Source organism: Spongiactinospora sp. 9N601, from assembly GCF_044326295.1.
Lineage (GTDB): Bacteria > Actinomycetota > Actinomycetes > Streptosporangiales > Streptosporangiaceae > Spongiactinospora > Spongiactinospora gelatinilytica.
Map to the genome: position 1 here is coordinate 1 of NZ_JBIRBB010000033.1, position 25,413 is coordinate 25,413.

Consider the following 25,413-nt stretch of genomic DNA (forward strand, 5'->3'; position numbering starts at 1 on the left):
ACGCCGCCATCGCGGCCTACGTCCGCTGGCGCAACCGGCACGCCGCCCCGAAGGTCAGCTTCGCCGCCAGCTCCCCGATCCGGTCATGGACCAGTTACCCCACCAAGGTTGCGTGATGCACCACTAGCTTCTGGTCGTACCGGCCGGTGTCCGCTTTCCGCGGGCGCCGGCCTGCTTTTGTTGTGAGGTACATCACGACGACTTATATGGGCGTGGCGTTCATATCTCTGCTTATATGTACGCATCGTTCATTTCGAGCGCTGGAGGAAACCCATGAACGCAGTCGGCACCCGTCGCGTCGCACTGGTCACCGGAGGCTCGGGCGGCATCGGCCGGGCCGTGGCCCGGCGGCTCGCGGAGGACGGCATGGCCGTGGCCGTCCACTACGCCGGTAACCGGGCCGCGGCCGAGGAGATCGTCGCGGAGATCACCGAGGCCGGCGGCCAGGCGATCGCCGTCACGGGCGACATCGCCGACGAGAACGCCATGGCCGCGGCGTTCGACGCGGTGGAGTCCGCGTTCGGCGGCATCGACGTCGTGGTGAACGCGGCGGGGATCATGATCCTCGGGCCCATCGCGACGTTCGACCTCGCCGACCTGGACCGGATGCACCGCACCAACATCCGCGGCGCGTTCGTCGTCTCCCAGCAGGCCGCCCGCCGGGTCCGCGCGGGCGGGGCCATCATCAACTTCTCGACGTCCGTCGTCCGCGGCCAGGCCCCGAACTACGCGCCCTACGTGGCCGGCAAGGCCGCCGTCGAGGGCATGACCCTGATCCTCGCCCGCGAGCTGCGCGGCCGTGACATCACCGCCAACGCCGTGGCCCCCGGTCCCACCGCCACCCCGCTGTTCCTCAACGGCAAGGACGAAGCCACGATCGCCGCCCTGGCCAAGGCCGCCCCGCTGGAGCGCCTCGGCGAGCCCGCCGACATCGCCGAGACCGTCTCCCATCTGGCCGGTCCGGCCCGCTGGGTCAACGGCCAGGTGATCTACGTCAACGGCGGCTTCGCCTGATCGCCTCCTCCGGAACCGGCGACCTCGCGGGCCTGCCTAGACTGACGAGATCCGGTAACGACACAGCGGGAGCGAACGTGGCCACAGAGCCCAAGGGCGTCGTCGCCGGAGAGCGCGGCCAGCGTGGGCGGGGGCGCCGGCCGGCGGACGAGGTCCGGGCCGACGTACTCCGCACGGTCGGCGAACTCCTGCTCACCGAGGGCATCGCGGACCTGACCTTCGAGCGGGTGGCCAGGCTGTCGTGCGTCAGCAAGACGACCCTCTACAAATGGTGGCCCTCCAAGGGCGCCCTGGCCATGGACGGCTACTTCCACGCCGTCCAGGAGAGACTGGCCTTTCCTGACACGGGAGACGTCCGCGCCGACCTGATCAGCCAGTTGCGCGCGTTCGCCCGGGTGATGACCGAGACACCGGGCGGGAGGGTCCTGGCCGAACTGATCGGCCAGGCGCAGACCGACCCCGACCTGTCCGCCGCCTTCCGGCGGCTGTACTCCTCGGGGCGGCGCGCGCTGGCCGGCGAGCGGCTGCGCCGGGCACAGGAGGCCGGGCAGATCCGGGCCGACATCGATGTGCGGGTCGTCGTCGACCAGCTCTGGGGCTCGGTCTACCACCGGCTGCTCATCCCGGACGAACCGGTCACCGACGACTTCATCGTCGCGTTGGTGAACAACCTTATGGACGGGATCGGCTTCGGCGGCGTATAGACTAGCGAGGTTGCGCCCGTAACGCCTTCCGCTAGGGCGGACCAGGGTGGGCGCGCATTCCGCCCGAATCGCCGAGATCCCTAGGAGATCAGCCGTGTCCGAAGTACGCATCAACGTCGAGCAGCGCACCGCGTTCGGCAAGGGCGCCGCCCGCAAGATCCGCCGCGCCGCCAAGGTGCCCGCCGTCCTTTACGGGCACGGCACCGAGCCCAAGCACCTCACCCTGCCCGGCCACGAGCTGATGATCGCGCTGCGCACGCCCAACGTGCTGATCCGCCTCGCCGGTGACGGCGTGGACGAGCTGGCCCTGCCCAAGGGCATCCAGCGCGACCCGCTCAAGGGCTTCCTGGAGCACATCGACCTGCTGCTGGTCCGCCGGGGCGAGACGGTCAGCGTCGAGATCCCGGTCAACGTCGTGGGCGATGTCGTGCCGGACGGCATGCTGGAGCAGCTCATGATGTCCGTCCCGGTCGAGGCCGAGGCCACGCACATCCCGCAGGGCGTCGAGGTCGACATCACCGGCCTCGCGCTCGGCACCCAGATCACCTCGGGCGACCTGCCCCTGCCGTCCGGCGTCTCGCTGTCCGCCGACGCCGAGGCCCTGGTCCTGCACATCACCACCAAGCCGACCTCGGTCGAGGCGGAGGCCCCTGCCGAGGGCGCCGCGGCCGAGGGCGAGTCCGCCGCCGAGGGCACCACCGAGTCCGAGTAACCCCGGAAGGCCCGGCCCCGGCCCAACCCCCCTCCGGGGCCCTGGGCTTGGTCCGGCCCCAACCGCAATACGCTCATCGGGCCCCCGGCCGAGCCACCGCAACCTCGGTAAGCCCTGACTCCGGCGGCCTCCGGGGCCCGACAGGCGACGCCCCCGATCTTGCCCTGGCCGCCCCTGGGCCCAGCGGTTCTTCTGGCTCGGGCCTGATGAGCCCTGGTTTCAAGCCCGGCATGGGCCTGTGGGCTCGGGTTCGGTGGGGTTGGGTTTGGCCGGGTTGTGGTGTTGGCGGTCCGGGTTTTGTCGTCGGGCGTAGGGCTCGGTGGTTGTGTCAGGCTGGTAGGGCGGTCGGGGGGATCCGGGCCGCCCGTTGTGGTTTTGGAGGTGTCCGTGGACCGGTGGCTGATCGCGGGCCTGGGCAACCCCAGGCCGGAAGACGTGGGCAACCGGCACAACGTCGGCTTCATGGTGGTCGATGAGCTGGCCGCGCGGGCCGGGGCGCGGTTCAAGGCGCACCGGGCCGGGGCGGTGGTGGTCGAGGGGCGCGTGGCCGGGGTGCCCGCCGTGCTCGCCAAGCCCCTGTCGTTCATGAATCTCTCCGGCGGCCCCTGCAAGGCCCTCGCCGACTTCTACAAGGTCGAGCCGGCCCGGGTGATCGTCGTCCACGACGAGCTGGACGTACCGTACGGGGCGCTGCGCGCCAAGTCCGGCGGCGGCGACAACGGCCACAACGGCCTCAAGTCGATCACCAAGTCCCTCGGCACCCGCGACTACCTGCGGGTGCGCTTCGGCATCGGCCGGCCCCCCGGCCGGATGGACCCCGCCGCCTTCGTGCTGCGCGACTTCGGCACCGCCGAGCGCAAGGACCTGCCGTTCCTGGTGGACCGCGCGGCCGACGTGGTGGAGTCGCTGCTCACCAAGGGCCTGGAGGCCACCCAGAACGCCTTCCACGCGGGCGACCTCAAGCTCTCCGGCCCTCCTCGCTGAGCGGGCCGGCACTCTCGCCCGCCGCGCAGTGACCGGTCGAGGTCGCCGCTCCCGGCCAGGCCATCAGGTTCTGGAGGAGTTCGGCCTGTTCCATGGCGTCGTCGAGGGCATTGTGGGTATGCGGGCGTTTCGCGGCGAGGTGGCGGGGCATCTGCCGTTTCGTCGCCCAGCCGATGGTCACCCCGGCTTTCGCCGCATAAAGCGTTTTGATGTCGATGCACCGCGAATGCCCGAACGGCGATGACCCCAGAAAATTCATGAAGTACCAGTAAATCCACATCCAGTCAAAAGAGAGCGGATAAGCCGCCAGCACCGGGATCGAGTTCCGGCTGACCTGCTTGATCCACGCCGCCGCCCGCGCCATCGCCTCCGCCGGGTCGCTGCCCTCGCGTACCAGCCGGTCCCTGTCCAGGCCGCTCACCGCCATGGCCTGCGGTACGAAGTCATCGCTGATCGGCCGCAGCTCGGCGTAAAAAGTACTCGTGTCCGGACTTATCGCCTCGAAGTGCCGACCGCGCATCCGTCCGGCGACCGTCATTCCCAAGCTCGTCATCGAGTACGGCCCGGGAATAGGGCCATCCGCCTCGACATCAACAGAGATATACGTTTCAGTCTTCAACTCGGCCGCCTCCGCTGCGCTGATCGGTATTGCTCACTCTAGGTTGATCCTTTGCTACAGTATGAAGCCGCCGCGCGTTTTTCAGCCGGGTGGGGAGTCCGCCTTGTCCTGGGGCGGGCCATGGGGGTCGGTGAGTGGCTACAGGAGGGGTGCGTGTTCGACGGTGAGCTATCCACGGCCCCGGCCAGGCCGCGCGACGGCCGGCGGGCGTCCGCCCCCGCGGAGCGCTGCCGGCCGCCCCTGTGGGTGCGACAGTATCGCGGGCGGGCGATGTTCTCCGACGCCGCTTGCGCCGTGCTGGCCGGGGTGGTGGCGGTGGCCGTCCGGTTCGGGGAGGTGACCCCCTACGTCACGCCGTACCTCGCGCTGAGCGCCGTGCTGCCCCCGCTCTGGACGGCGGCGATCACGGTCAACCGCGCCTACGAGCCGCGCATGCTGGGGGCGGGCACCGAGGAGTTCCGGCGGGTGGTGCAGTGCGGGCTGATGCTGACCGCGGGGCTCGCCATCGGCGCCTACGTCACCAAGACCGACATCGCCCGCGGCTACGTGGTGCTCGCGCTGCCCCTGATGACCCTGCTCACCCTCGCGGCCAGGCAGGCCCTGCGGCGCGGCCTGCACCGCAGGCGCGAGCGGGGCGACTGCATGCGCCGGGTGGTGGTGGCGGGCCACCCGGCGGGCGTGGCCGAGCTGGTGCGCAGGTTCCGGCTGGAGCCCGAGCACGGCATGCAGGTGGTGGCCGCCTGCCTGCCCGCCGCGGGCGGCCCGCGCGAGGTCGCCGGGGTGCCCGTGCTCGGCGACTTCACCGACGTGGCCCTGGTGGTCGACCAGACCGCCGCCGACACCGTGGCGGTGCTCGGCTGCCCCGAGATGGACGGCGTGGCGCTGAGCCGGCTCGCCTGGCGGCTGGAGCGCACCCGCACCGAGCTGGTCGTGGCCCCCGCGCTGATGGAGGTCGCGGGCCCGCGCACGACCATCCGCCCGGCCGCCGGGCTCCCGCTGCTCCACGTCGAGCACCCCGACCTGTCCGGCTACCGGCAACTGGTGAAGAACCTCTTCGACCGCACGGCCGCGATCGTGCTGCTGGTCGCGCTCGCGCCGCTGCTGGCCGCGCTCGCCGTCGCCGTGCGCTCCAGCAGCCAGGGGCCCGCGCTGTTCCGGCAGACGCGGGTGGGGCGGGGCGGGGCCGAGTTCACCATCTACAAGTTCCGTACCATGGCCCCCGACGCCGAGCTGCGCAAGGTCGAGCTGGTCAGCGACGCCGACGGGCTGCTGTTCAAGATCCGCGCCGATCCGCGGGTCACTCCGTTCGGGGCGTGGATGCGCCGCCGTTCGCTCGATGAGCTGCCGCAGCTCATCAACGTGCTGTTCGGGCACATGTCGCTGGTCGGCCCGCGCCCGCCGCTGCCGCAGGAGGTCGCCTGCTACGGCGACGACGTACGGCGGCGCCTGCTGGTCCGCCCCGGCCTCACCGGTCTGTGGCAGGTGAGCGGCCGGTCGGATCTGTCGTGGGAGGAATCTGTACGGTTGGACCTGCGTTACGTTGAAAACTGGTCCTTGATGTTGGACTTGCAGATCCTGTGGAAGACCTGGTCGGCTGTCGCCCGGGGAGCTGGAGCGTATTGATGACGATTAGGGACGACCACGCGCTGGCCGGCGATCTGGCCACCGAGGCCGGCGAGCGGCTGCTCGCGTTGCGGGCCGAGCGCGGGTTCGGCGACCCCCGGGCGTTGCAGGACGCGGGCGACCAGAGCGCGCACCGCTTCCTGACCGAGGCGCTGGCCCGCCTGCGCCCCTCCGACGCCATCCTGTCGGAGGAGGCCACCCGCGAGGAGCGGATGGACCCACGGCGGCTCACCGCCGACCGGGTGTGGATCATCGATCCGCTCGACGGCACCCGCGAGTTCGCCGAGGAGGGCCGGTCCGACTGGGCGGTCCACGTGGCGCTGTGGGAGCGCGGCGCGCTGGCCGCGGGCGCGGTGGCGCTGCCCGCCCAGGGCCGCACGCTGACCACCGCCGACCCGCCGCGGCTCCCCGCCGCCCGCCCGGGTGCCCGGATCAGGATCGCGGTCAGCCGCAGCCGTCCGCCGGAGTTCGTGCAGAAGCTCGCCTACCTGGTCGGCGGCGACCTGGTGCCGATCGGCTCGGCCGGGGCGAAGATCTCCGCGGTGCTCACCGGCGAGGTCGAGGCTTACGTCCACGCCGGCGGCCAGTACGAGTGGGATTCGGCCGCCCCCGCGGCGGTCGCGCTCGCCGCCGGGGCCCACGCGAGCCGGATCGACGGCTCGCCGCTCGCCTACAACCAGGCCGACCCCTCACTACCAGATATTCTGGTTTCCCTACCGGACCTGGCGGGGATCTTGCTCGCCGGAATCCGGGACCTTCACCGCTGACCGAGCCGACCGGTTCCACCCCGGAGGAGAGACACCGATGTTGCAGGCCGACTACACAACGTCGCAACTCGACGTCCTTGAGGCCGAGGCGATCCACATCATGCGTGAGGTGGCCGCCGAGTTCGAACGGCCCTGTCTGCTCTTCTCCGGTGGAAAAGACTCGATCGTCATGCTGCGCATTGCGGAGAAGGCGTTCTGGCCCGCGCCGATCCCCTTCCCGCTGATGCACGTCGACACCGGGCACAACTTCTCCGAGGTGATCGACTTCCGCGACCGCCGGGTGGCCGAGCTGGGCGTGCGGCTGGTCGTCGCGAGCGTCCAGGCGTCCATCGACGCCGGGCGGGTGGTCGAGGAGACCGGCCGCCGGGCCTCCCGCAACCGGCTCCAGACCACCACGCTGCTGGACGCGATCGAGGAGCACGAGTTCGACGCCGTCTTCGGCGGGGCCCGCAGGGACGAGGAGAAGGCCCGCGCCAAGGAGCGCGTGTTCTCCTTCCGCGACGACTTCGGCCAGTGGGACCCGAAGAACCAGCGCCCCGAGCTGTGGAACCTCTACAACGCGCGCATCCGCAGGGGCGAGCACATCCGCGTCTTCCCGCTGTCCAACTGGACCGAGCTCGACGTCTGGGACTACATCCGCCGCGAGGAGATCGAGATCCCGTCGATCTACTTCGCGCACACGCGCAAGGTCTTCGCCCGCGACGGGATGCTGCTCTCCGACGCCGACGTGGTCAACCGCGGTGACGATGAGCCGGTCTTCGAGGCGACCGTGCGCTACCGTACGGTCGGTGACATGACCTGCACCGGCGCGGTCCAGTCGGCCGCGTCCAGCGTCGAGGAGATCATCGCCGAGATCGCCGCCACCCGGATCACCGAGCGCGGCGCGACCCGGGCCGACGACCGCACCTCCGAGGCCGCCATGGAAGACCGCAAGCGGGAAGGTTACTTCTGATCACATGGACATCCTGCGTTTCGCGACGGCGGGCTCGGTCGACGACGGCAAGTCGACGCTGATCGGGCGGCTGCTCTACGACTCCAAGGCGATCTTCGAGGACCAACTGGAGGCGGTGGAGCGCACCAGCCGCGACCGTGGCACCGAGTACACCGACCTGTCCCTGCTCACCGACGGCCTGCGGGCCGAACGCGAGCAGGGCATCACGATCGACGTGGCCTACCGCTACTTCGCCACGCCGAAGCGGAAGTTCATCATCGCCGACACGCCCGGCCACATCCAGTACACCCGCAACATGGTGACCGGGGCCTCCACCGCGGACCTGGCGATCATCCTGATCGACGCCCGCAAGGGCGTCCTTGAGCAGTCGCGGCGGCACTCCTTCCTGACCACCCTGCTCCGGGTGCCGCACCTGGTGCTCGCGGTCAACAAGATGGACCTGGTGGACTACTCCGAGGAGCGGTTCAACGAGATCCATGAGGAGTTCACGGCGTTCGCCAGCAAGCTCAATGTCGGCGACCTCACGTTCATCCCGATGTCGGCGCTGCACGGCGACAACGTGGTGTCGCGCTCGGAGAACATGCCCTGGTACAACGGCGGCTCCCTGCTCCACCACCTGGAGAACGTGCACATCGCCTCCGACCGCAACCTGGTCGACGTGCGCTTCCCGGTCCAGTACGTGATCCGCCCGCAGCGGGCCAACGACCACGACTTCCACGACTACCGCGGGTACGCGGGCCAGGTGGCGGGCGGCGTGCTCAAGCCCGGCGACGAGGTCGTCCACCTGCCCAGCGGCCTCGCCACCCGGATCGCCTCGATCGACACGTTCGACGGGCCGGTGGACGAGGCGTACCCGCCGATGTCGGTCACCCTGCGGCTGGAAGACGACATCGACATCTCACGCGGCGACATGATCTGCCGGCCCAACAACCAGCCGAGCGCCGCGCAGGAGCTGGAGGCGATGGTCTGCTGGATGACCGACGCCACCAAGCTGACGCCGCGCACCAAGCTCAGCATCAAGCACACCACCCGCACGGCGCGGGCACTGGTCCGCGACCTGCACTACCGGCTCGACGTCAACACGCTGCACCGCGACGAGACGGCGCAGTCGCTGGGCCTCAACGAGATCGGGCGGGTGTCGCTGCGGGTCACCCAGCCACTGTTCGTGGACGACTACGCGCGCAACCGGATGACGGGCGGGTTCATCCTGGTGGACGAGTCCACCAACGGGACCGTGGGAGCGGGCATGGTGGTCGAAGCCCGGCCGTAACCCCTGCCGGGCTCGGTCCTCGCCGGCGCGCGTCCTAAGAGCGTGGCCTCCGCTTCGCCCAGTCGTGCTTCCTATGCCGGGCTTCGCCCGACGTTCCGCTGGACAGAGCCCCCCGGCCCGCCGTAGGTGGGGGTGTCGAGCGAAGCTCGGCACTAGGAAGCGTCGGGGGCCGGGAGCGGGGCTCTGCTGGCTGCGCGTGGCGCGTTCCCGGCGGGAGGCGGGAACATCGGGGGAAGTCCGGCGTGGAGGACACGACTGGGTGAAGCGAAGGCCATGTGCTCGTGTGCCCGGTGTTCGCGGGGTGTGGTCAGGGGGTGTGCAGGGCCTCGGGGTGGGCGGCGAAGTAGTCGGTAATGGGGGTGGGCTTGCGGCCGGTGAGGCGTTCGACCGCGTGGGTGGTCACGTCGAACCAGCCGTCGCGCTTGTAGGTGCCCAGGCCCGTCCAGCCCTGGACGTACATTTCGGGCAGCCCGCGTTCGGACAGGATCGTGGCCAGGTCGGCGTCGGAGACCTCCTCGTGGCGGACCGGGCGGCCGGTGACCTGGGCGAGTGCGTCGGCCACGGCGGCGTCGCCCACCGCCTCCGGGCCGGTGACCTCCAGGAGCTGGCCTTCGCAGCCGCCCTCGGCCAGTACGGCGGCTGCCACGGCGGCGCTGTCGTCGCGGGTGATGTGCCCGACCCGGCCGTCGCCCGCGTTGCCGGGTAGGACTCCGGTGGCGACGGCGAGGGCCGGAATCCCGACAAGGTTCCACATTTCCGGCCACTGGTTGAAGCGCAGCGCCGTGAACGTCAGCCCCGACTCCGTCAGCAGCCGTTCGGTCTCCTGGTGGTTGCGGATGAGCGCCTGGGGCTGGCCCGGCTCGCCCGCCCTGGTGAACGACGTGTAGATGACCTGGCCCACCCCCGCCTTGGCCGCCGCCTCGATGGCGTTGACGTGCCCGCGCGGGGCCCCGGCGAGCGAGCCGAGGCTGATCATCAGCAGCCGCTCGGCGCCCGCGAACGCGCCGCGCAGGCTGCCCGGATCGTCGAAGTCGGCGTACCGGGTGGTCACCCCGAGGTCGGCGACGGCGTCGGGGGTGCGCGACAATGCGACCACGCGGGCGGCGTCCACCCGCTGGAGCAGGTGCTCGACGGTGCGGCGTCCGAGCTGCCCGGATGCTCCGCTGACAATGATCATAAAGGACCCTCCTGGAATCGACGTGCTCATCCAGATCTTTGGCCAGCAGGCGAAGAGCCGGAAAGAAGGAACATTCATGTCCACTGCCGCCATCACTGTTCCGGTCACGGTTTCCGATCACGAGGAGTGCCCCGCGACCGGCGTACTGCGCCGGGTGGGGGACAAGTGGAGCGTCGTGCTCCTTTCGGTACTGGCGCGCGGCGCGCACGGGTTCAATGAGCTGGATCGGTCCGTGGAGGGTCTGAGCCGCCGGATGCTCACCCGCACGCTGCGCGCGCTCGAAGAGGAGGGGCTGGTCAGCCGAACGATCCAGCCGGGCGTGACGCCACGGGTGGACTATGCGCTCACCGATCTGGGGCGTTCGTTCCTGGAGGCGGTCCGCGCGCTGTCCCTGTGGGCCGTCGCGCACCAGGACGACCTCGCGGCGGCCCGCGCCCGCGCGCGATAGCGGTCTTCAGTACGGCATGCCCTCTACTCGCCGCCCAGCGTGCGTGGCCCCGGGTACCGGGCCGGGGAGCACGGTGTCAGCGCCGAACTCCGGCACCCGGACGGAAGTACCGAGCACCGCGAGACCGGCTGGCTGATCGGGGCCGACGGCGCGCACAGCACCGTGCGCGAGGCGGCCGGGATCGCCCGCAGGAGCGCCGACCTGAAGCGGGGCTTCATCCTGGGCGACGTCGCCGTGGACTGGCCGCTCACCCGGGACCGCTTCCACGTCTACTTCCACGCCTCCGGCCTGGTGGCCGTCTTCCCGATGGCCGGCGGCTACTGGCGCATCCTGGCCAGTACGCCGGACGACCGGCCGCCGAAGTCCCCCGGACTGACCGACTTCGCCGCCTACGTCACCGCGCGCACCCCACTGAACCCCGAGGTCACCGACCTCCAGTGGAGTTCGTCGTTCGTGGCCAGGGAGAGCCTGGCCGAGCGGCTGCGGCACGGCCGCGTACTCCTGGCCGGCGACGCCGCGCACAGCCACAGCCCGGTGGGCGGCCAGGGCATGAACACCGGCATGCAGGACGCCTACAACCTGGGCTGGAAGCTCGCGCTCGTCGTCACCGGCCGTGCCGGGGATGCCCTCCTGGACAGCTACCAGGCCGAACGCCTGCCCATCGTCAAGGCGGTGGTGGACGCCACCTCGACCACCACCAGGGTCGCCACCGGCAGCACGCTCGTCGCCCGCAGGGTCAGACGGCACGCGCTGCGCCTGTTCGGCAGGCTCAACCCGGTGCAGCAGCGGCTGTCGAACGCCTTCGGCGAACACCTCGTCCACTACCGTGACAGCCGCCTGGTGTTCCAGCGCTGGCACGAGTCACCGGCCAGGGCGTGGAACGACTTCGCCAGGAGCGGGCCGGAGGCCGGTGAGCTGGTACGGGACGCCTACCTCGAAGACCGCCGGGGCCCGGTGGCGCTCCGGCGTCTGCTGCGCGCGCCGGGGCACCACCTCGTCGTGTTCGCCGCGGACACCACCGACCCGGACACCCTGGCCGGCTGGCAGGCCGCCGCAGGCGAGGCGATGGCCGGGCACGGCGAGGTCCACCTGGTCACCCGCGGCCACCTGCCGCCCGGCCCGACGGACGGGATCTTCGCCGACCTGCGCAGCGACGCCCACAACCGGTACGGCGTGCGCCGGCCCAGCCTGTATTTGATCCGGCCGGACAAGTACGTCGGTTACCGGGGGGACAGCGTCGACTTCGCACCCGTTGACGAGTACTTCAGGGCGCTGTGCGCGGGCCGTTCCTGACCGGGATCGACCCGTCTACAGGACGGTGATCTTGGAGATCTTGTGAATCTTCCCGTTGATGTTGGGGGACTTGTTCCACAGGTGTCCCCATCCCTGCCACTTGTCGAGGATCATTCCCTTGGTGCTCTGCCCAGGAGGGCAGCGCCATGGTGGCCGTCAGTGCGACGGCGACAGCCCACTTCATGCCCACTATCTGCTCACCGGCTGCTGACCTCACCAGTATTCGTCGACCCGCTTGACGTACTCCCTGTGGGAGGTGGTGAACTCCATGGTGCCCTTCGCCCGGTCGGTGATCACGTAGTACAGCCAGGAGCCGGAGGCCGGCTTCAGCGCGGCCCTGATGGCGTCGGCTCCCGGGTTGCCGATGGGCCCCGGGGGGAGGCCGAGATGCTTGTACGTGTTGTACGGCGACGGGCTCTTGAGGTCCTCGCGTTTCGCGCTGATCCCGTACTTGCCCAGCCCGTACAAGACCGTGCTGTCCACCTGGAGCCGCATCTTCCGGTTCAGCCGGTTGTAGAGGACCCGGGCGACCTTGGGCATGTCCTCGGCCCTGCGCGCCTCGGCCTGGACGATGCTGGCGACGGTCAGGATCTCCAGCGGCGTCCGGCCGGCCCGCCTGGCGCCCTCGGCCAGGGCGGTGTCCTCGGCGGTCCTGCGGTACCGGGCCACCATCGCCCCGAGGATCTCGGCCGGACTCGCGGCCGGCGCGAACTCGTAGGCGCCGGGGAAGGCGAACCCCTCGAGCGCCCCCCGGGCGTAGCCGGGCAGGCCGAGCGCGGCACCGTCCTTGGCGGCCTGCTCGAACTCCGCCACCGGCCTTCCGGTGCGCGACGAAAGCGCCCTGAACAACTGGGCGAGCCGCATCCCTGCCACCACGGTCACGCTGATGGCGGGGGCCGGCCGCGAAACGGCGACGTCACCAGGGGCCCGTGCCGCGATCCCTTGCAGTGCCACCGTGGACCCGACCGCCACCGCCGTGACGGCCCCCGCCGCCGCCAGGGCGAGGCCGCGGCCATGGAGGAAGCGGGCCTGGGGGGAGCGGGTCGGGAGGAACCGGCCTGGGGCGGGCGGCGGCTCTTCGTCGGCCATGCCGGCGAACGTCTCACGCAGCAGGTTCTCGATGTTCATCCGAACTCCCTCACGGTGGTCAGTTCAGGTGCCGTCTTCTTCAGGCGTTCCAGCGAGCGGTAGATCTGGCTGCGTACCGACCCCACCCGGACGCCGAGCAGCCGCGCGATCTCGGTCTCGGACAGATCCTCGAAGTAGCGCAGCACGAGCATGGTCCGCTGCCGGGGGGTGAGCCGGGAGAGGGCCGCGCGCATCACCACGCGCAGGTCCGCGGCGTCGGCGTGCCCGTCGCCGCCCTGGTCGGGCAGCCGGCCGGTGGACACCTCCGCGACGCGTGCGCGCCGCCGCCACCAGCTCACCTGCTCGTGGTACATGACCCGGCGGACGTATCCCTCGATGGCGGCGGGATCGCGTAGATCGCGCCACTTCGCGGCGGTCTTGGTCAGGGCCGACTGCACCAGGTCCTCGGCGGCGTGCCGGTCACCGGTCAGCAGGTACGCCGTGCGGAACAACGCCCCTGACCGATCGACGATGAACCGCCGGAAGTCCGCCGCAAATCCTGGATCCACCCGTCCTCCTCGCGATGTTCACAGGCAAGGACGCGGGCGGCACTCCGATCTATGCCGACCCTGGCCGGGGATTCTCGGACGTGGTCAGACGGGCTGGATTCGGGCGCGCAGCAGGCAGAACTCGTTGCCCTCCGGGTCGGCCAGGACGTGCCACCCCTCGGTACCGGTCTGGCCGACGTCGGCGCGCCTGGCGCCGAGCGCGAGCAGCCGTTCCAGCTCGGCGTCCTGGTCGCGGTCGGTGGCGTTGACATCGATGTGCAGCCGGAGCTTCTCGGGCCGGGGGTCGTCGCTGGGGCTGAGGATGAGGGTGGGCTGCGGGCCGCCGAAGCCGACGCCGGGCGGTCCGATCTCGATGCTGCCGTCGTCCTCCCGGCCGAGTTCGACGTAGCCGAGGACCTCGCTCCAGAAGGCGGCCAGCCGTTCCGGGTCGGCGGCGTCGATGACCAGCTCACTGATACGGCATGCCATGCCCGTCAGTGTACGAAGAAACGGGGCCGGAGCGGTGTGAGACATAAGGTGGTTCTCATGTTCCGTGATGATGACCTGGCCCTGCTCACCCGGCCGCTGTACGCCTATCTGACCGTCGCGCCGCGCGGTGAGCGCTGGCCCGCGCCGCGCCCGGTGTGGTTCGAGGTGGCCGGCGACGGCGACCTGCAGATGTTCTCGATACTGGGGGCGCCGAAGCTCGACCGTCTCCGGGAGCGGCCCCGCGCTTCCGTCGTCGTCGCCGCTCCCCCAGGTGAGCGCGAGCACTGGGTGTCCGTGGAGGGCTCGGTCACCCTCCACGACGAGGGCGGCATCGAGCTGGCCGCCCGCCTGGCCGAACGCTACTGGGACATGAGCGACCCGAGCTACCAGAAGGTCCTCGACGAGTGGCGCGCCAGTGGTGCGGTGCGCATCGTCCTCCACCCGGAGGCGGTCACCCGCTTCGCCGACTGAACAACGGCTTCGGTTTGCGCGGCGGGGGGAGGGTGACGACCTTGCGGAGGTGGGCGCCGGTGGTCTGCATGATGTCGGCGAGCTGACCCACCTGTTCGTCGGTGAGCGCGTCGAGCAGCCCCGCCCGTACCGTGCCGACGTGCCCCGGGGTCGTGCGTTCGAGGATGTCGCGCCCCTCGGGGGTCAGGCCCATCAGGACCTTGCGTTCGTCGTCGGGGTCGGTCTCGCGGCGGAGCAGGCCCGCCTTCTCCAGCTGGGCGATCTGGTAGCTGAGGCCGCTGCGCGAGGTGACCATCATGGTGGCCGGCTCGGTGATGCACAGTGACGCGGCCGGGTGCTCGTGGACCCGGTGCAGGATCTCGTACTGGACCTGGGTGACCCCGCCGTCCTCGCGCAGCCGGGTCTCGACCAGGCGGTGGAGCAGGTCGTAGGTCTCCAGCAACCCGGTCCAGGCGCGTGTCTCGGTCTCGGTCAACCGGGGTGGTCCGCTCATGGCGGTCAGCTTGCCGATTGCCGCGAATTGGAAACATGCGTAGCATCCGTCACTGCGTCGAATTCGATGTTGTCAACCGGCGGGGAGTGAAGATGCGGGATACCGGGTTGACCGGGCGGGTGGCTCTGCTGACCGGGGCCTCCGGCGGGATCGGAATGGCGCTCGGGCGCCGGCTCATCGCCGCGGGGGTCAGCACGGCTTTCGCGTACGCGACCCACGCGGACGAGGCCGGCACGCTGGTGAACGAGGCCAAGGAGGCGGGGCTGAACGCCATCGCCGTCGCGGCCGACCTCACCGACCCGGCGGCGCCCGCCGCGCTGGCCGACACGGTCGTCCGGGCGCTCGGGCCGATCGACGTCCTGATCCCCAACGCGGGGCTCGGCGAGACGTGCCACTACGCCGAGGTGGACCTCGCGATGTGGGACCGCAGCATCGCGGTCAACCTGCGCGCGCCGTTCCTGCTCGCCCAGGCGGTGCTGCCGGGCATGATCGAGCGCGGCTTCGGGCGGGTGCTGTTCACCTCGTCGCTGGCGGCCTTCACCGGCGGGGTCGTGGGTCCCCACTACGCCGCCGCGAAGGCGGGCCTGCACGGACTGGCGCACCACCTGGCCGCCCGGGTCGCGGCGGCCGGGGTGACGGTGAACGTCCTGGCCCCGGCCTTGATCGAGGACACCCGCATGCTGCCGTCGGCCGACCGCGGCCTGCTCCCGGTCGGCAGGTTCGGCCGCCCGGAGGAGGTGGCCGACCTCGCCATGGCCATGCTCGGCAACGGCTACCTCACCAGCCAGGTGATCGGCCTGGACGGCGGCGCGTACCCGCGCTGACCCCGGCGGCCCGCTCAAGTACCTCCTCCAGCGTCACCGCGCAGGTCACCATGTCCGCCGGATCGGGCGCCCGCCACGACTCCCGGCCGCGCAACGCGGCCAGAAAGGCCGTGGTGGCGTCCCCGGCCGATGGCGGGGCCAGGCGCTCGACCCGCCACCTCCCGCCGACGTGCGCGGCGACTTCGCCGTCGCGCACGGTCACCGTTCCGCGTGTGCCGTGCAGGCGGACCAGCAGCCCGCCGGGGCGGGTGGTCCAGTCGGCCTGGACGGTGGCGGGCACGCCGTCCCAGTCCAGCAGGGCAGTCCCGCCGATGTTCACGGCGCGATCAGGGTGGTGGCGCAGTACCGAACCCCGCACCGCGATCTCCGCCCCCGGGCGCAGCCAGCGCAGCAGGTCCACCAGGTGAACGCCGAGATCGGCGAACGCGCCCCCCGGCCCGGCCAGGCGCGGATCGAGCATCCAGGCGGCGGTCTCCCCGGTCAGCGTGCCGTCCAGGAGCCCGGCGTGCGAGAAGGACAGGTCCGCCGCGACCGGCTCGCCGAGGTCGCCGTCCGCCAGCAGCCGCGCGGCCCGGCGCAGCGACGGCGCGCAGCGCAGGAACATCGCGGTGGTGACGGGCGCCCCAGCGCGGCAGGCCAGGGCCGCCAGCGCGGCCGTCTCGGCGGCGTCGGCGGCCAGCGGCTTCTCCACCAGCGTGGGCAGCCCCGCGGCGACGGCGTGGTGGAGCAGGTCGCGGTGCCCGGCCGTGGTGGAGCAGATGATCAGGGCGTCGGCCTGGTCCGGTACCGCCTCCACCGGGTCCTGGACCGCGACCAGTTCGGCGCCGTCGTCGGCGGTCACGGCGGCGATGTGGTCGGGAAGGTGGACGTGGGCCGTGCCCAGGACCGCGACGCGGGTCCTGGGCAGGCTCAACTTCGATCGTGCGGGGAAGGTCACCGGGCCTCGGCCATCGCTTCCGGCGCGTTCAGCTCGGTGTGCCGGCCGAAGACGCGGTCGCAGTAGACCAGGGGGGCCTGATCGCTCACGTGCGCCTCCTCGACCAGGCCGACGAGGATGCTGTGATCGCCGCCGTCGAGCAGTTGGTGCATGGAACACGCCACCCGAGCGGCGGCCTCGGAGATGCCCGGCAGGCCCAGTTCGGCCGGCTCGGTGTCGCCGGCCGCGAACCTGTCGATGCCGGAGGTGGCGAAGCGCACCGCCACACCGGACTGCTCCTGGGCCAGGATGTTGATCAGGAAGTGCCGGGCGGAGGCGAACGCGGCGTGTGTGCTCGCCTGTTTGTCCAGACAGATCAGGACAAGAGGGGGATGTAAGGAAAGCGAGATGAAGGAACTCGCGGTGAAGCCCCAGCGGCGTCCCGACCGGTCGATGGTGGTGGCCACCGTCACAGGACCGGGCACCCGGGACATCGCGCTGGTGAACTCCTCAACGTCTATGGTCATGTCGGCTTCCAGAGTGTCGGGGGATGAGAACGATCAGGGCGGCTCGGCGCGGCCGGGCCGCCCGGACGGCTGTTCCACCGTGCGGTGCCGTCTGGATCGGACGCGGGGCGGAGGCGGGGCCGGGACGGCCGGGGGCGGGCCGTCGTGCCCCGCCCCCGCATCCGCGATCGCGCGACCCCGTCAGGCGGGCTGCTTCCGAAAGTCCACGATCGTCTTCAGACCGGTCGTCGATCGGTAGTTGCCGAAGATGTCCACCAGACCGTCATAGTCGTCGAAGCTGTGCACCGTGGACAGCAGGCGCTTGCCGTCCACGATGCCCGACACCAGCATCTGCACGGCCGACTGGATGACGTTGGCCGTCTTGTGCATGGGGAACGCGCTGACGTCGAAGGGCGAGGCGCTGATGTTGATGCCCTTGGCGAGCATCAGCCAGGTGTCGAACCGCTGCATCTCCTGCGACGCGCCGTAGAGGACGTACCTGCCCTTGGGCTTCATCTTGCGCATGGCCACCCGGCGCGGGTCCTTCTCCTCGTCCTCGACGTGGACGGTGGGAAGGCAGTCGAAGACGTAGTCGAAGGTGTTCTCCGGCACCTCCTCGATCAGCTCGTCCGGCAGGTAGGCGCGCTCGGAGAAGTGCTCGATCGCGTGCTCGTTGCGGCGCGGGTTGGCGTCCACGGAGACGACCGAGGTGGGCGCGAGCAGTCGCTTGATGACGCTGCCGGCGATGATGCCGATCGGGCCGGTGCCCAGGATGAGCACCTTGTCGCCGATCTGGGGCGGGTTGCCGAGGATCGACCGCAGCGCGCCGGTGGTCGGTTCGATGAAGGACGCCTGGAGGTCGTCCAGGGTGTCCGGGACCTTGACCGCCGCCGCGCGGTTGTCGTCGAAGAAGTTGCGGTCGGCCCAGAAGACGTCCTTCTTGACCTCGCCCGAGAAGATCGGCCGCACCGTCCGGTACTCGGCGAAGCCCCCGAAGTCGGTCTGCCCCCAGTACACGATCCGGTCACCTAACCGGATATCGGGGTTGTCGAACTCCGGACCTATCTCGACGACCTTGCCGAGGTATTCGTGGCCCAGGATGATCGGATATTCGGAGGGGAAAAGATGACCCTCATAGAAGGAGATGTCGGTCGAGCAGATCGAGACGCACAGCGTCTGCATCAAAAGGCCGTCGGCCGGCGCCTCCGGCCGCGGGAGCTCGGCCAGGATGGTCTTGCGCGGAGCGATGAGCTGAACAGCCTTCATGGTGTGCATGAAACGTTTCCTGCCTTCCTCGATTGATGTGCGGAATCCATGGGGAGCACCGGTCGCGGACGCCCCTATCGGCGCATCCGCAGCTCGCCGCCGAGCAGGTACTGGCCCACCATCTCGATGTTGGTGTGGGACAGCGTGATGTGCTTGGCCGCCGAATGGATGTCACGGAAGTAGCGTTCGAGCAGGTTGCCGGCATAGACCGAGCTGGTCCCCGCGAGTTTGAACAGGATGTCCACGGCCGCCGTGGTGTTCTCCGCGACGGTCGCGGCGCTGAGCCGTACCAGCGCGCTCAGCGGGTCGCCGCCCTTCTGGCCGTGCTCGGTGGCGTGCCAGGCGGCGTCGGCGAGCATCAGCCTGGCCGAGCGGACCAGGATCTCGGCCCGCGCCACCCGCTCCTGGACGACGTGGCCGGCGTCCAGCGTCTTGGAGGACGCGGCGGCGACCTTGGCGCGGGCGAGGTCCTTGAACGCGGTGAGCGCGCCCGCGGCCGTGCCGAGCACGGTGGAGGCCGAGCCGAACAGGCCGAAGTCGTAGTAGCTGATGGCGTAGCCGCGCGCGGGGCGCTCGGGCGGCGGCAGGAACATCGCCGCGCCCTCGACCGTGTGGTCCTCGGGCACGAAGATCTCGTCGATCTCGTAGTGGTCGCTGCCGGTGCCGCGCAGGCCCAGGGAGTGCCAGGTGTCCAGCATGCGGACCTCGGACTTGGGCACGAACGCCTGGCGCGTCTCCGGGCCGGCCGGGGTCATCCGGGGCTTGCCGCCGTCGGTGACCACGGCGGCGCACACGAGCCAGTCGGCGTGCGCGGAACCGCTGGCGAAGGCCCAGGTGCCGCTGAGCTTGAACCCGCCGGGCACCGCCTCGGCGCGGCCTGTGGGGTTGACCGAACCGACCACGAGGCCGGAACTGTCCGAAAAGAGCTTGTGCGCGGTGGCCTCCGGCAGGTAGTCCGACAGCCGGCCGATCGCGCCCTGCACCCCCATCTGCCAGGCCACCGACGGGTCGATGGCGGCCAGGGCCTGGAGTACGCGCGAGCCGGTGTCCAGGGTGACCTGCGAGCCGCCGAATTCGCGGGAAACCAGCATCCGATGGATTCCGGCGTCGCGTAGCGCCTCGAACACCGGCTGCGCCGAATGGCGCAGGCGTTCCGACTCGTCGCGGTGGCTTTCGATCACCGGGGCGATTTCGGCGACCTTTTGCAGCCATTGATCGGCTTCCCGGGACAGCGGGACCTCATCGATCAGGACCGGGTGGTGGGACGGTTCTTTCATCGTGTGCCTCCTCAATCTCGGGAGAAACAGTAAAGGACCGTACGTATGTGCAACAACATACGTACAGTCCTTTGAACATCCAGTACGGCGCGATCTGAAGCCCGAGGGCTATGTGTTGAAAAGGCGAGGTCGGGCCGCCCGCCGGTGTGCGGGGCGACCCGACCTGTTTTCGCCGTTCGTCAGTATGAGATCTCCGGCAGATCGACCACCGGGCCGAACGCGCCCTCGGCCCTGCCGTCCTTGGTCACCTCGTCCGCGAACTCCTGCCAGACGCGAATGCACTGGTGGGCCGCCGCCAGGATCGTGTCCTTGGAGTGGGGTGGGATGCTGGCGATTATCTGATCACGATGCATCGAGGCCAGCAGCCGGTTGTCCAGCATGCGCAGCAGCATCCGGCCCGTCTCGGTGAAGCGCAGCGAAGGGTCCCTGCTCAGCAGCGCGAGCGCGTCTCTGCGGACGCGGTGCTCGGTGTCGGCGCGCCTTCTGCCGTCTGGTTCGCCCCGGCCGCCGGCCGTGACCGAAGCGCGGGCCGGGCCGTCGCCGCCGGCCCGGGAGGCGACCTTCACATGGCCGCCGCGCTGCCCGGACGGCACCGGGTCCTCATGGCGGGCCAGCCGGTTGCGTACGTCGCGCGCGGTCCCGGTGGAAACGCCGACCGCGGACGCTATCATCCGCAGCGACGCCTGCGGGTGCCTTTGGATGTATTCGGCGGCCCGCCTGCGCCCGGCCGCCGCGTCGATCGGGCGGACCCGCCCGTCCAGGCCCAGCCGGGTGTGCGAGTGCGGAATTTCTTCAGATGCACGTTTCCTGATCTCGGCGACGGTCTTCATGGACAGCCCGGCCGCCGCCGCCACCGCGCGGTCGGACCAGCCGGGATGGCTGATCAGGATGCGCTTGGCGGCCACCGACCGCTCCTTGGCCGACAGGTGCAGGCCGTGCCTGACGTTGGTGCGTACCGCGATCACGAAGGCGTCCTCGTCGTTGCCCTCGAAGAACCGGACATTGACCTCGGTGCGCCCCATCAGGACGGCGGCCCGCAGCCGGTGCATGCCGTCGATCACCCGCATGGTGGATCGATGCACGATGATCGGCGGCAGCGGGTCGGCCGCCATCAGCCTGCGGATATGCTGCACGTCCATCTCTCCCAAGCGCGGCGAGTCGGCCGATCGCAGCACGCCCACGGGCACCATGACGACCCCCGTCAACCGTGGTGTGCCTCCACACGCCAGTTCATCACCATCCCCCGTCGATGTTCCACTGGTTTCCGCAAGGGCTCTGACAGGCATCACTGCTTCCCCTCTGCTGTGGCCCGCGTGCCTGAACGACGGCCGTCGGCGGCTGCACGCCGCTCATCCGTCACATCGTGAGTAGTGCGGTGTGACCCCGTTCGTCATGTGCGCGGCCGAGCGCGCCGTCGTCGCCGGAGAGCAGAGTCCGGTAGGCGTACGCGGCCGAGACCATGGTCATGTGGTGGTGCCAGCCCGGGAAGGAGCGGCCCGCGAAGTCGAGCACGCCGAAGTCCTTCTCCAGGTCCTTCATCACGGCCTCGGCACGTGCGGCGTGCCGGTCCAGGGCGAGTACGGCTTCCGCGGTCTGGTCCAGGATGCTGGTGATCCAGTACCGGCGGGTCCGGTGGTCGCCCCGCCACCACTGCGTGAGCAGCCGGTACGTCTGCGGCGCGCCGGGCAGCCGGACCGGTCTGGCGGCGATGGCCGGCCCCCGCGGGCTCTCCGCCGCCTGCGGTGGGTCCTGCCGCCACACCTCGCTCACCGTGGTCGGCCGGACGACCGTCGCCCGGCCCGCCGCCCGGAGCGAACCGGCGGCGGCCAGCACCGGGTGCGCGGCGCGCACTTCGATGACGAAGTCCATCCCCCGCGCGCTGAGTTCGTCGGCCAGCCTGCTGATGTCCATCCCGACACGCAGGTCCGCCACCAGAGGCGGCGTCGGGCCGGGCCGCCGGGCCCGCATGTGGTCGGCCAGTTCGAGTACGTGCATGCACAGCGGCAGGGCGGAGACGTGCCCGGGGATGCGGGCCCGCCGCCTGCGCTGCTCGTCGCCGCTCCAGGCCGGGTCCAGGAACAGGTGCCAGTCGACCGGCACGGCCTGCTCCTCGGAGGACAGGAACATGCCCACCGCGACCTGGCAGTTCAGCGTACGGCCGGCGTGCGGCACGAAACGGCGGTGTACGCCGACGGAATGCTCGCCCCTTTTGGGGATGCTCAATATCCCGGCCGCCCACGCGGTCACCGGCATGGTCTCGCTGATCGACCTGCCCAACGCCTCTCGCGCCGGGGTCCAGTCCCATGGGCTGGAGTTGATGAACTGTTGCAGGCCATGGGAGGCGTTGAGGCCGGTGGCGGCGGCCCGTGCCATGTGCTGCAACGATTTCTTGCCCGGCACGTTGAGCAGCCCTCTCAGGTACGTGCGGGCCCATCGCCGCTGGTCGCTGCGCGGAAGGTAGCCGAAGACCTCCTCGATGAAGTCAGAGACAGAAATTCGCCTAATGGGCGCAAGGTCGACGCCTAGCCCCCACGGTTTTTTACTCTCCCCGTTCGGCATTTGCGGACATCCGTTCCGGTTAAGTCGCGCGTCAACGTCACAAAACTACCTACGCGAATGTTTGTTTGGACCATATGTCGGCATTTGTCGTGACGACTTTTGGACTTCGGGGCCTCAGCAGGGGGAACGCGGGCTGCGGGTGGCCGCTGGAACGGTACGAATGCAGCACTAAGCCCGATGACCGAACGCGATGCGGCGGCCGACGCGGTTCCGCTGCGTGTTGTCGAGGCGGGCGAGAATGTGTGTACAGCGCAGTTGAGGCGGCGCGACGCCGAATGCCGGGACACCCTGCGCGAGCAGGTCGCCACAACCATCGCGCGCACCCACGCGGCGCCCTGTTCACGATGCTTCAGGCCCGCGGCTGCCGCTGGGCCGATATGTCCGGGCGCTGTACGTCGGGCGCCTGGGACTGACCTCGGCTTGGCGCCCTAACGCTGGGTTTCCGGGCCGGGCGCGGGTCGTGTGCCCTGATGCCGGGCCCCGTGCTCTGCTGGGCGGTGCCGGGTACCTGTGCCGGATGCCGGTCCTCGGCCTGGCGTCAGGTCCGTTCCCTGCCACCGGGTGCGCTCGATCGTGGCGGCGCTCATCGTCGGGGCGCTCGGGCTCGCCGGATCACCGTTGATCCGTGCGGGCCGGAGACCTGCCGGTATCGGCACGCCGGCCGCGCTCACACCGGGCCCTTTACGGCCGGGGTCCGGTACGCCCGACCGCGCCGCGCTCATGGCCAGGTCGCGTGTGTGGCCGGGAGCGCGGCGCGGGGATCGGGAGGCGTCCGCCGGACACCCCCGGGTCGAGGGTGTCCGGCGTTCGTCACGAGTGGACCGCGGAGGCGGGTGCCGGGTTCGCGGCGGTGGCCGCCGCGACCTTCCTCGGCAGGGTCAGGCTGACCAGCGCGCCGATGAGCATGCCCGCGGCCGTCAGCAGGACCGCCAGGGAACCGCCGTCGGCGACCGCGGCCCGCAGCGCGGCCCCCGTCTGGCCGGTCACTGCCGCGTTGGCGACCGCGATCAGCACGGCGAGCCCGATGGCGTTGCCCAGGTTGAGGGACGTGGAGGCCAGGCCGTTGGCCACGCCCTGCTCCTCGCCCGCGACGCCCGTGGCGGCGGCGATCCACATGCCCGTCCACACGACGCCCTGGCCGAGGCTCAGCACGACGATGCCGGGCACGGTGGCCGCGAACCCCGACTGATGATCGAAGGCGAGGGCGAACGCGATCGTGCCGGCCACCCCCACCACGAAGCCGCCGAGCAGCGTCGCCCGGGTGCCGATCCGGCCGACCAGCCGTTCGCCGAGCTGGGTGCCGGTCGCGATGGCCACCGACGGCACGAGGAAGGCCAGGCCGGTCTCCAGCGCACTGAACTGGAACACGTTCTGGAGCAGCATGGTCATGAAGTACGGCAGCGCGCCGAACGTCCCCATGTACAGGCCGGTGACACTGACGCCGACGACCAGGCTGCGATTACGGAACAACCGGAACGGCATGAGCGGGTCGCGGCTGCGCGACTCGATGATGGCGAACAACGCGAGCAGGATGACCGCCGCCGCCCCGGCGGCGAGGATGATCGGCTGGGTCCAGCCGACCTCCGGACCCTGGACCAGCACGAAGACCAGCAGCGTGGCACCGGCCGTGACGGTCAGCGCGCCGGGCAGGTCGAAGCGGCGCCGTTCGGTCGAACGCTGGTCGCGCGGTACGACGGCGAGCGCCGCGATGGCGCAGATCCCGGCCAGCGGGACGTTGACGAAGAAGACCGCGGGCCAGCCGAAACTCTGGGTGAGGACGCCCCCGAGCAGGGAGCCGACGGTGAGCCCGCTCGCGCCGGCGCCGCCCCACACGGCCAAGGCGCGGTTGCGCTTGGGGCCCTCCTCGAACAGCGTGCCGATCAGCGAGAGCGTCGAGGGCAGCAGCAGCGCGCCGCCGATGCCCTGGATCGCCCGCGCCGCGATGATCACCGCTGGGCTGGTGGCCAGCCCGCCGGCCAGCGACGACAATGCGTAAACGGCCAGGGCGAGCACGAAGATCCGGCGCCTGCCCAGCAGGTCGGCGGCGCGACCGCCGAGGAGCAGGAACCCTCCCGCGAAGACGACGTAGGCACTGACCACCCATTGCAGGGTCTGGTCGGAGAAGCCCAGGTCGGCACCGATGTCGGGCAGGGCGACGTAGACGATGAAGATGTCCAGGGAGAAGATCAGTTGAGCCAGCGCGAACAGCGCCAGGCTCCAGCCGAGCCGGCCGTTGGCGGGCCGCCGGGCCGATGGGGCGAGTGGTGTGGACATGTGCGCGGCATTCCTTCGGGGTCTCTCAACACGATACGACTGTACGAGGACTTACGTATCACAAGTCATCTGTGTTTGGTATGAAAGTTCGCAGAGGGAAGTACAATCGACCTAGGTTGGAAGGATGAGTGCCCTGCACCCCACGCGCGACCAGATCCGCCTCGAAAACGTGCTGACCGCCCTCGGTAACCCCATGCGGCTGGCCGTGGTCCGCGTGCTTCTCGACAGCGGCGAGATGCCCTGCGGCGCGATCTTGGACAACGTCTCCAAATCCACGATGACCCACCACTGGCGCGTGCTGCGCGACGCCGGGGTGATCTGGCAGCGTCCCGCCGGTAGGGAGAACCTGCTCTCCCTCCGCCGCGAGGACCTCGACGCCCGCTACCCCGGACTGCTCGACGCGGTGCTCAACGGGGTGCTGGCCGATTCGAGTGCGCTGCGGGAAGCATGATCGGCGCGAGCATGTCCCACAGCCGCCGCACGCGTTCGGCCGCCACGTGGCTCTTCTCGCGCGCGGTGGTCTGGTGGACGCCGAACAGCAGCCCGACCAGCAGGATGCCCAGCAGCTCCGGGTCCTGATCGGCGTCGATGCCGCCGCCGCGCTGGGCGTCGCGGATGAGGCCGGTCAGCGTGTCCAGCAGACTGGACTGGACGGTCGGGGGCCGTCCTTGCGCGTGCGCCTCGTCCCAGGTGAGGCGCAGGCCCGCGGAGAAGCACGCGTCGGACCCGAGTACGTCGATCAGCCCCAGCGTCAGATCGCGCAGCGCGGCCAGCGGCGGGCGGGACGGGTCGGCGGCCTGGCGCAGCAGTTCGTCCCAGGTGCGCTGGAACTTCTCCGTCAGCGCGGTCGCGAGGTGTGACTTGGACGGGAAGTGGGCGTACAGCGCGCCCTTGGAGAGGGAGGTGTGCGCCACGATGTCGTACAGGTTGGTCGCGGCGTAGCCGCGGGCGGCGAACTCCTCGGCCGCGGCCTCCAGGATGGCCTTGCGGGACCGGCTCGACCTCTCCTGCTGTTTCATGTTGTGAGCCCTTTCCCTGAGATCTGGTCGGCTACGGTCCTGTGCGGTGGTGGCTGGGACGGCCGCCTAGGTCGGGGCGAGCGGCATGACGCGCCTTCCAGAAGCCTTGTGTGCGATTCCCTGCGCTGCGAACGATAATT

General features: G+C 70.5%; 27 protein-coding genes. 13 read left to right on the plus strand and 14 right to left on the minus strand.

From position 1 onward, the window contains the following. Window positions 1–273 precede the first annotated feature (273 nt). The 4 genes from ACH34R_RS42400 (at window position 274) to pth (ending at window position 3,414) form a co-directional block, all read left to right on the plus strand. Entirely contained in the window at window positions 274–1,014 is a 741-nt protein-coding gene (locus ACH34R_RS42400; protein WP_397567276.1) for an SDR family oxidoreductase, read from the plus strand. A gap of 77 nt (window positions 1,015–1,091) precedes the next feature. After that, window positions 1,092–1,718 carry a TetR-like C-terminal domain-containing protein gene (locus ACH34R_RS42405; RefSeq protein WP_397567277.1) on the plus strand — a complete coding sequence of 209 codons (627 nt, stop codon included), beginning with the start codon at window positions 1,092–1,094 and terminating at the stop codon, window positions 1,716–1,718. A 94-nt stretch (window positions 1,719–1,812) separates the two neighbouring features. Beyond that, window positions 1,813–2,430, plus strand: coding sequence for a 50S ribosomal protein L25/general stress protein Ctc (locus ACH34R_RS42410; RefSeq protein ID WP_397567278.1), 618 nt, complete (start codon window positions 1,813–1,815; stop codon window positions 2,428–2,430). Between the two features lie 387 nt (window positions 2,431–2,817). Continuing rightward, window positions 2,818–3,414 carry an aminoacyl-tRNA hydrolase gene (pth, locus tag ACH34R_RS42415; protein ID WP_397567279.1) on the plus strand — a complete coding sequence of 199 codons (597 nt, stop codon included), beginning with the start codon at window positions 2,818–2,820 and terminating at the stop codon, window positions 3,412–3,414. Here pth and ACH34R_RS42420 read toward each other — a convergent pair. Beyond that, complete coding sequence (locus ACH34R_RS42420; protein ID WP_397567280.1) at window positions 3,389–4,033, minus strand: exonuclease; 645 nt, start codon at window positions 4,031–4,033, stop codon at window positions 3,389–3,391. The two genes, pth and ACH34R_RS42420, sit on opposite strands and share 26 nt — an antisense overlap. A gap of 270 nt (window positions 4,034–4,303) precedes the next feature. Between ACH34R_RS42420 and ACH34R_RS42425 the strand changes: the two genes are divergently transcribed. The 4 genes from ACH34R_RS42425 to cysN are packed head-to-tail and all read left to right on the plus strand — an operon-like array spanning window position 4,304 to window position 8,645. After that, window positions 4,304–5,656, plus strand: a complete 1,353-nt coding sequence (locus ACH34R_RS42425) for a sugar transferase (protein WP_397567320.1) — start codon at window positions 4,304–4,306, stop codon at window positions 5,654–5,656. Continuing rightward, a complete protein-coding gene (locus tag ACH34R_RS42430) occupies window positions 5,656–6,423 on the plus strand; it encodes an inositol monophosphatase family protein (RefSeq protein WP_397567281.1) in 768 nt (255 codons plus the stop codon). The genes ACH34R_RS42425 and ACH34R_RS42430 overlap by 1 nt, the downstream gene beginning before the upstream one ends. Window positions 6,424–6,460: 37 nt before the next feature. After that, window positions 6,461–7,375, plus strand: a complete 915-nt coding sequence (cysD, locus tag ACH34R_RS42435; protein ID WP_397567282.1) for a sulfate adenylyltransferase subunit CysD — start codon at window positions 6,461–6,463, stop codon at window positions 7,373–7,375. 4 nt (window positions 7,376–7,379) lie between these two features. Further along, complete coding sequence (cysN, locus tag ACH34R_RS42440) at window positions 7,380–8,645, plus strand: sulfate adenylyltransferase subunit CysN (protein ID WP_397567283.1); 1,266 nt, start codon at window positions 7,380–7,382, stop codon at window positions 8,643–8,645. 307 nt (window positions 8,646–8,952) lie between these two features. Here cysN and ACH34R_RS42445 read toward each other — a convergent pair whose 3' ends face one another. Beyond that, entirely contained in the window at window positions 8,953–9,822 is an 870-nt protein-coding gene (locus ACH34R_RS42445; RefSeq protein WP_397567284.1) for an NAD(P)H-binding protein, read from the minus strand. Between the two features lie 76 nt (window positions 9,823–9,898). Between ACH34R_RS42445 and ACH34R_RS42450 the strand changes: the two genes are divergently transcribed. Together ACH34R_RS42450 and ACH34R_RS42455 are read left to right on the plus strand one after the other, a co-directional pair. After that, on the plus strand, window positions 9,899–10,270 hold the full coding sequence (locus ACH34R_RS42450) for a winged helix-turn-helix transcriptional regulator (RefSeq protein WP_397567285.1): 372 nt from the start codon (window positions 9,899–9,901) through the stop codon (window positions 10,268–10,270). A gap of 39 nt (window positions 10,271–10,309) precedes the next feature. Next, window positions 10,310–11,563, plus strand: a complete 1,254-nt coding sequence (locus ACH34R_RS42455; protein WP_397567286.1) for an FAD-dependent monooxygenase — start codon at window positions 10,310–10,312, stop codon at window positions 11,561–11,563. Between the two features lie 213 nt (window positions 11,564–11,776). On the opposite strand, the gene mltG is transcribed toward ACH34R_RS42455, so the two are convergent. The 3 genes from mltG to ACH34R_RS42470 all read right to left on the minus strand — a co-directional run bounded on the left by mltG (window position 11,777) and on the right by ACH34R_RS42470 (window position 13,668). After that, the gene (mltG, locus tag ACH34R_RS42460) at window positions 11,777–12,691 is read right to left on the minus strand and encodes an endolytic transglycosylase MltG (RefSeq protein ID WP_397567287.1); all 915 of its coding nucleotides are present in this window, start codon (window positions 12,689–12,691) and stop codon (window positions 11,777–11,779) included. Beyond that, window positions 12,688–13,200, minus strand: coding sequence for a SigE family RNA polymerase sigma factor (locus tag ACH34R_RS42465; protein ID WP_397567288.1), 513 nt, complete (start codon window positions 13,198–13,200; stop codon window positions 12,688–12,690). Before ACH34R_RS42465 ends, mltG begins: the two co-directional genes overlap by 4 nt. Window positions 13,201–13,284: 84 nt before the next feature. Then, entirely contained in the window at window positions 13,285–13,668 is a 384-nt protein-coding gene (locus tag ACH34R_RS42470) for a VOC family protein (RefSeq protein WP_397567289.1), read from the minus strand. Window positions 13,669–13,725: 57 nt separating this feature from the next. On the opposite strand from ACH34R_RS42470, the gene ACH34R_RS42475 reads away from it, so the two are divergent. Next, entirely contained in the window at window positions 13,726–14,139 is a 414-nt protein-coding gene (locus ACH34R_RS42475; RefSeq protein ID WP_397567290.1) for a pyridoxamine 5'-phosphate oxidase family protein, read from the plus strand. Here the strand turns inward: ACH34R_RS42475 and ACH34R_RS42480 are convergent. After that, a complete protein-coding gene (locus tag ACH34R_RS42480; RefSeq protein ID WP_397567291.1) occupies window positions 14,120–14,632 on the minus strand; it encodes a MarR family winged helix-turn-helix transcriptional regulator in 513 nt (170 codons plus the stop codon). The two genes, ACH34R_RS42475 and ACH34R_RS42480, sit on opposite strands and share 20 nt — an antisense overlap. 92 nt (window positions 14,633–14,724) lie before the next feature. Here ACH34R_RS42480 and ACH34R_RS42485 point away from each other — a divergent pair, with 92 nt between their 5' ends. Beyond that, window positions 14,725–15,456: an SDR family NAD(P)-dependent oxidoreductase gene (locus ACH34R_RS42485; RefSeq protein ID WP_397567292.1), complete on the plus strand. Its 732-nt coding sequence runs from the start codon at window positions 14,725–14,727 to the stop codon at window positions 15,454–15,456. Here the strand turns inward: ACH34R_RS42485 and ACH34R_RS42490 are convergent. The 7 genes from ACH34R_RS42490 to ACH34R_RS42520 form a co-directional block, all read right to left on the minus strand. After that, window positions 15,410–16,369, minus strand: a complete 960-nt coding sequence (locus ACH34R_RS42490; protein ID WP_397567293.1) for a Gfo/Idh/MocA family protein — start codon at window positions 16,367–16,369, stop codon at window positions 15,410–15,412. The genes ACH34R_RS42485 and ACH34R_RS42490 overlap by 47 nt on opposite strands. 20 nt (window positions 16,370–16,389) lie before the next feature. Further along, the gene (locus ACH34R_RS42495; RefSeq protein ID WP_397567294.1) at window positions 16,390–16,899 is read right to left on the minus strand and encodes a flavin reductase family protein; all 510 of its coding nucleotides are present in this window, start codon (window positions 16,897–16,899) and stop codon (window positions 16,390–16,392) included. 180 nt (window positions 16,900–17,079) lie between these two features. Next, a complete protein-coding gene (locus tag ACH34R_RS42500; RefSeq protein ID WP_397567295.1) occupies window positions 17,080–18,144 on the minus strand; it encodes a zinc-binding dehydrogenase in 1,065 nt (354 codons plus the stop codon). Window positions 18,145–18,218: 74 nt separating this feature from the next. Then, window positions 18,219–19,421, minus strand: coding sequence for an acyl-CoA dehydrogenase family protein (locus tag ACH34R_RS42505; protein ID WP_397567296.1), 1,203 nt, complete (start codon window positions 19,419–19,421; stop codon window positions 18,219–18,221). A 179-nt stretch (window positions 19,422–19,600) separates the two neighbouring features. Continuing rightward, window positions 19,601–20,560: a ParB N-terminal domain-containing protein gene (locus ACH34R_RS42510; RefSeq protein WP_397567297.1), complete on the minus strand. Its 960-nt coding sequence runs from the start codon at window positions 20,558–20,560 to the stop codon at window positions 19,601–19,603. Window positions 20,561–20,777: 217 nt separating this feature from the next. After that, window positions 20,778–21,980 carry an IS701 family transposase gene (locus tag ACH34R_RS42515; RefSeq protein ID WP_397567298.1) on the minus strand — a complete coding sequence of 401 codons (1,203 nt, stop codon included), beginning with the start codon at window positions 21,978–21,980 and terminating at the stop codon, window positions 20,778–20,780. 810 nt (window positions 21,981–22,790) lie between these two features. After that, a complete protein-coding gene (locus ACH34R_RS42520) occupies window positions 22,791–24,254 on the minus strand; it encodes an MFS transporter (RefSeq protein ID WP_397567299.1) in 1,464 nt (487 codons plus the stop codon). A 124-nt stretch (window positions 24,255–24,378) separates the two neighbouring features. Between ACH34R_RS42520 and ACH34R_RS42525 the strand changes: the two genes are divergently transcribed. After that, complete coding sequence (locus ACH34R_RS42525) at window positions 24,379–24,705, plus strand: helix-turn-helix transcriptional regulator (protein ID WP_111170727.1); 327 nt, start codon at window positions 24,379–24,381, stop codon at window positions 24,703–24,705. Here ACH34R_RS42525 and ACH34R_RS42530 read toward each other — a convergent pair. Next, a complete protein-coding gene (locus ACH34R_RS42530) occupies window positions 24,662–25,273 on the minus strand; it encodes a TetR family transcriptional regulator (RefSeq protein ID WP_397567300.1) in 612 nt (203 codons plus the stop codon). The two genes, ACH34R_RS42525 and ACH34R_RS42530, sit on opposite strands and share 44 nt — an antisense overlap. Between the last annotated feature and the right edge of the window lie 140 nt (window positions 25,274–25,413).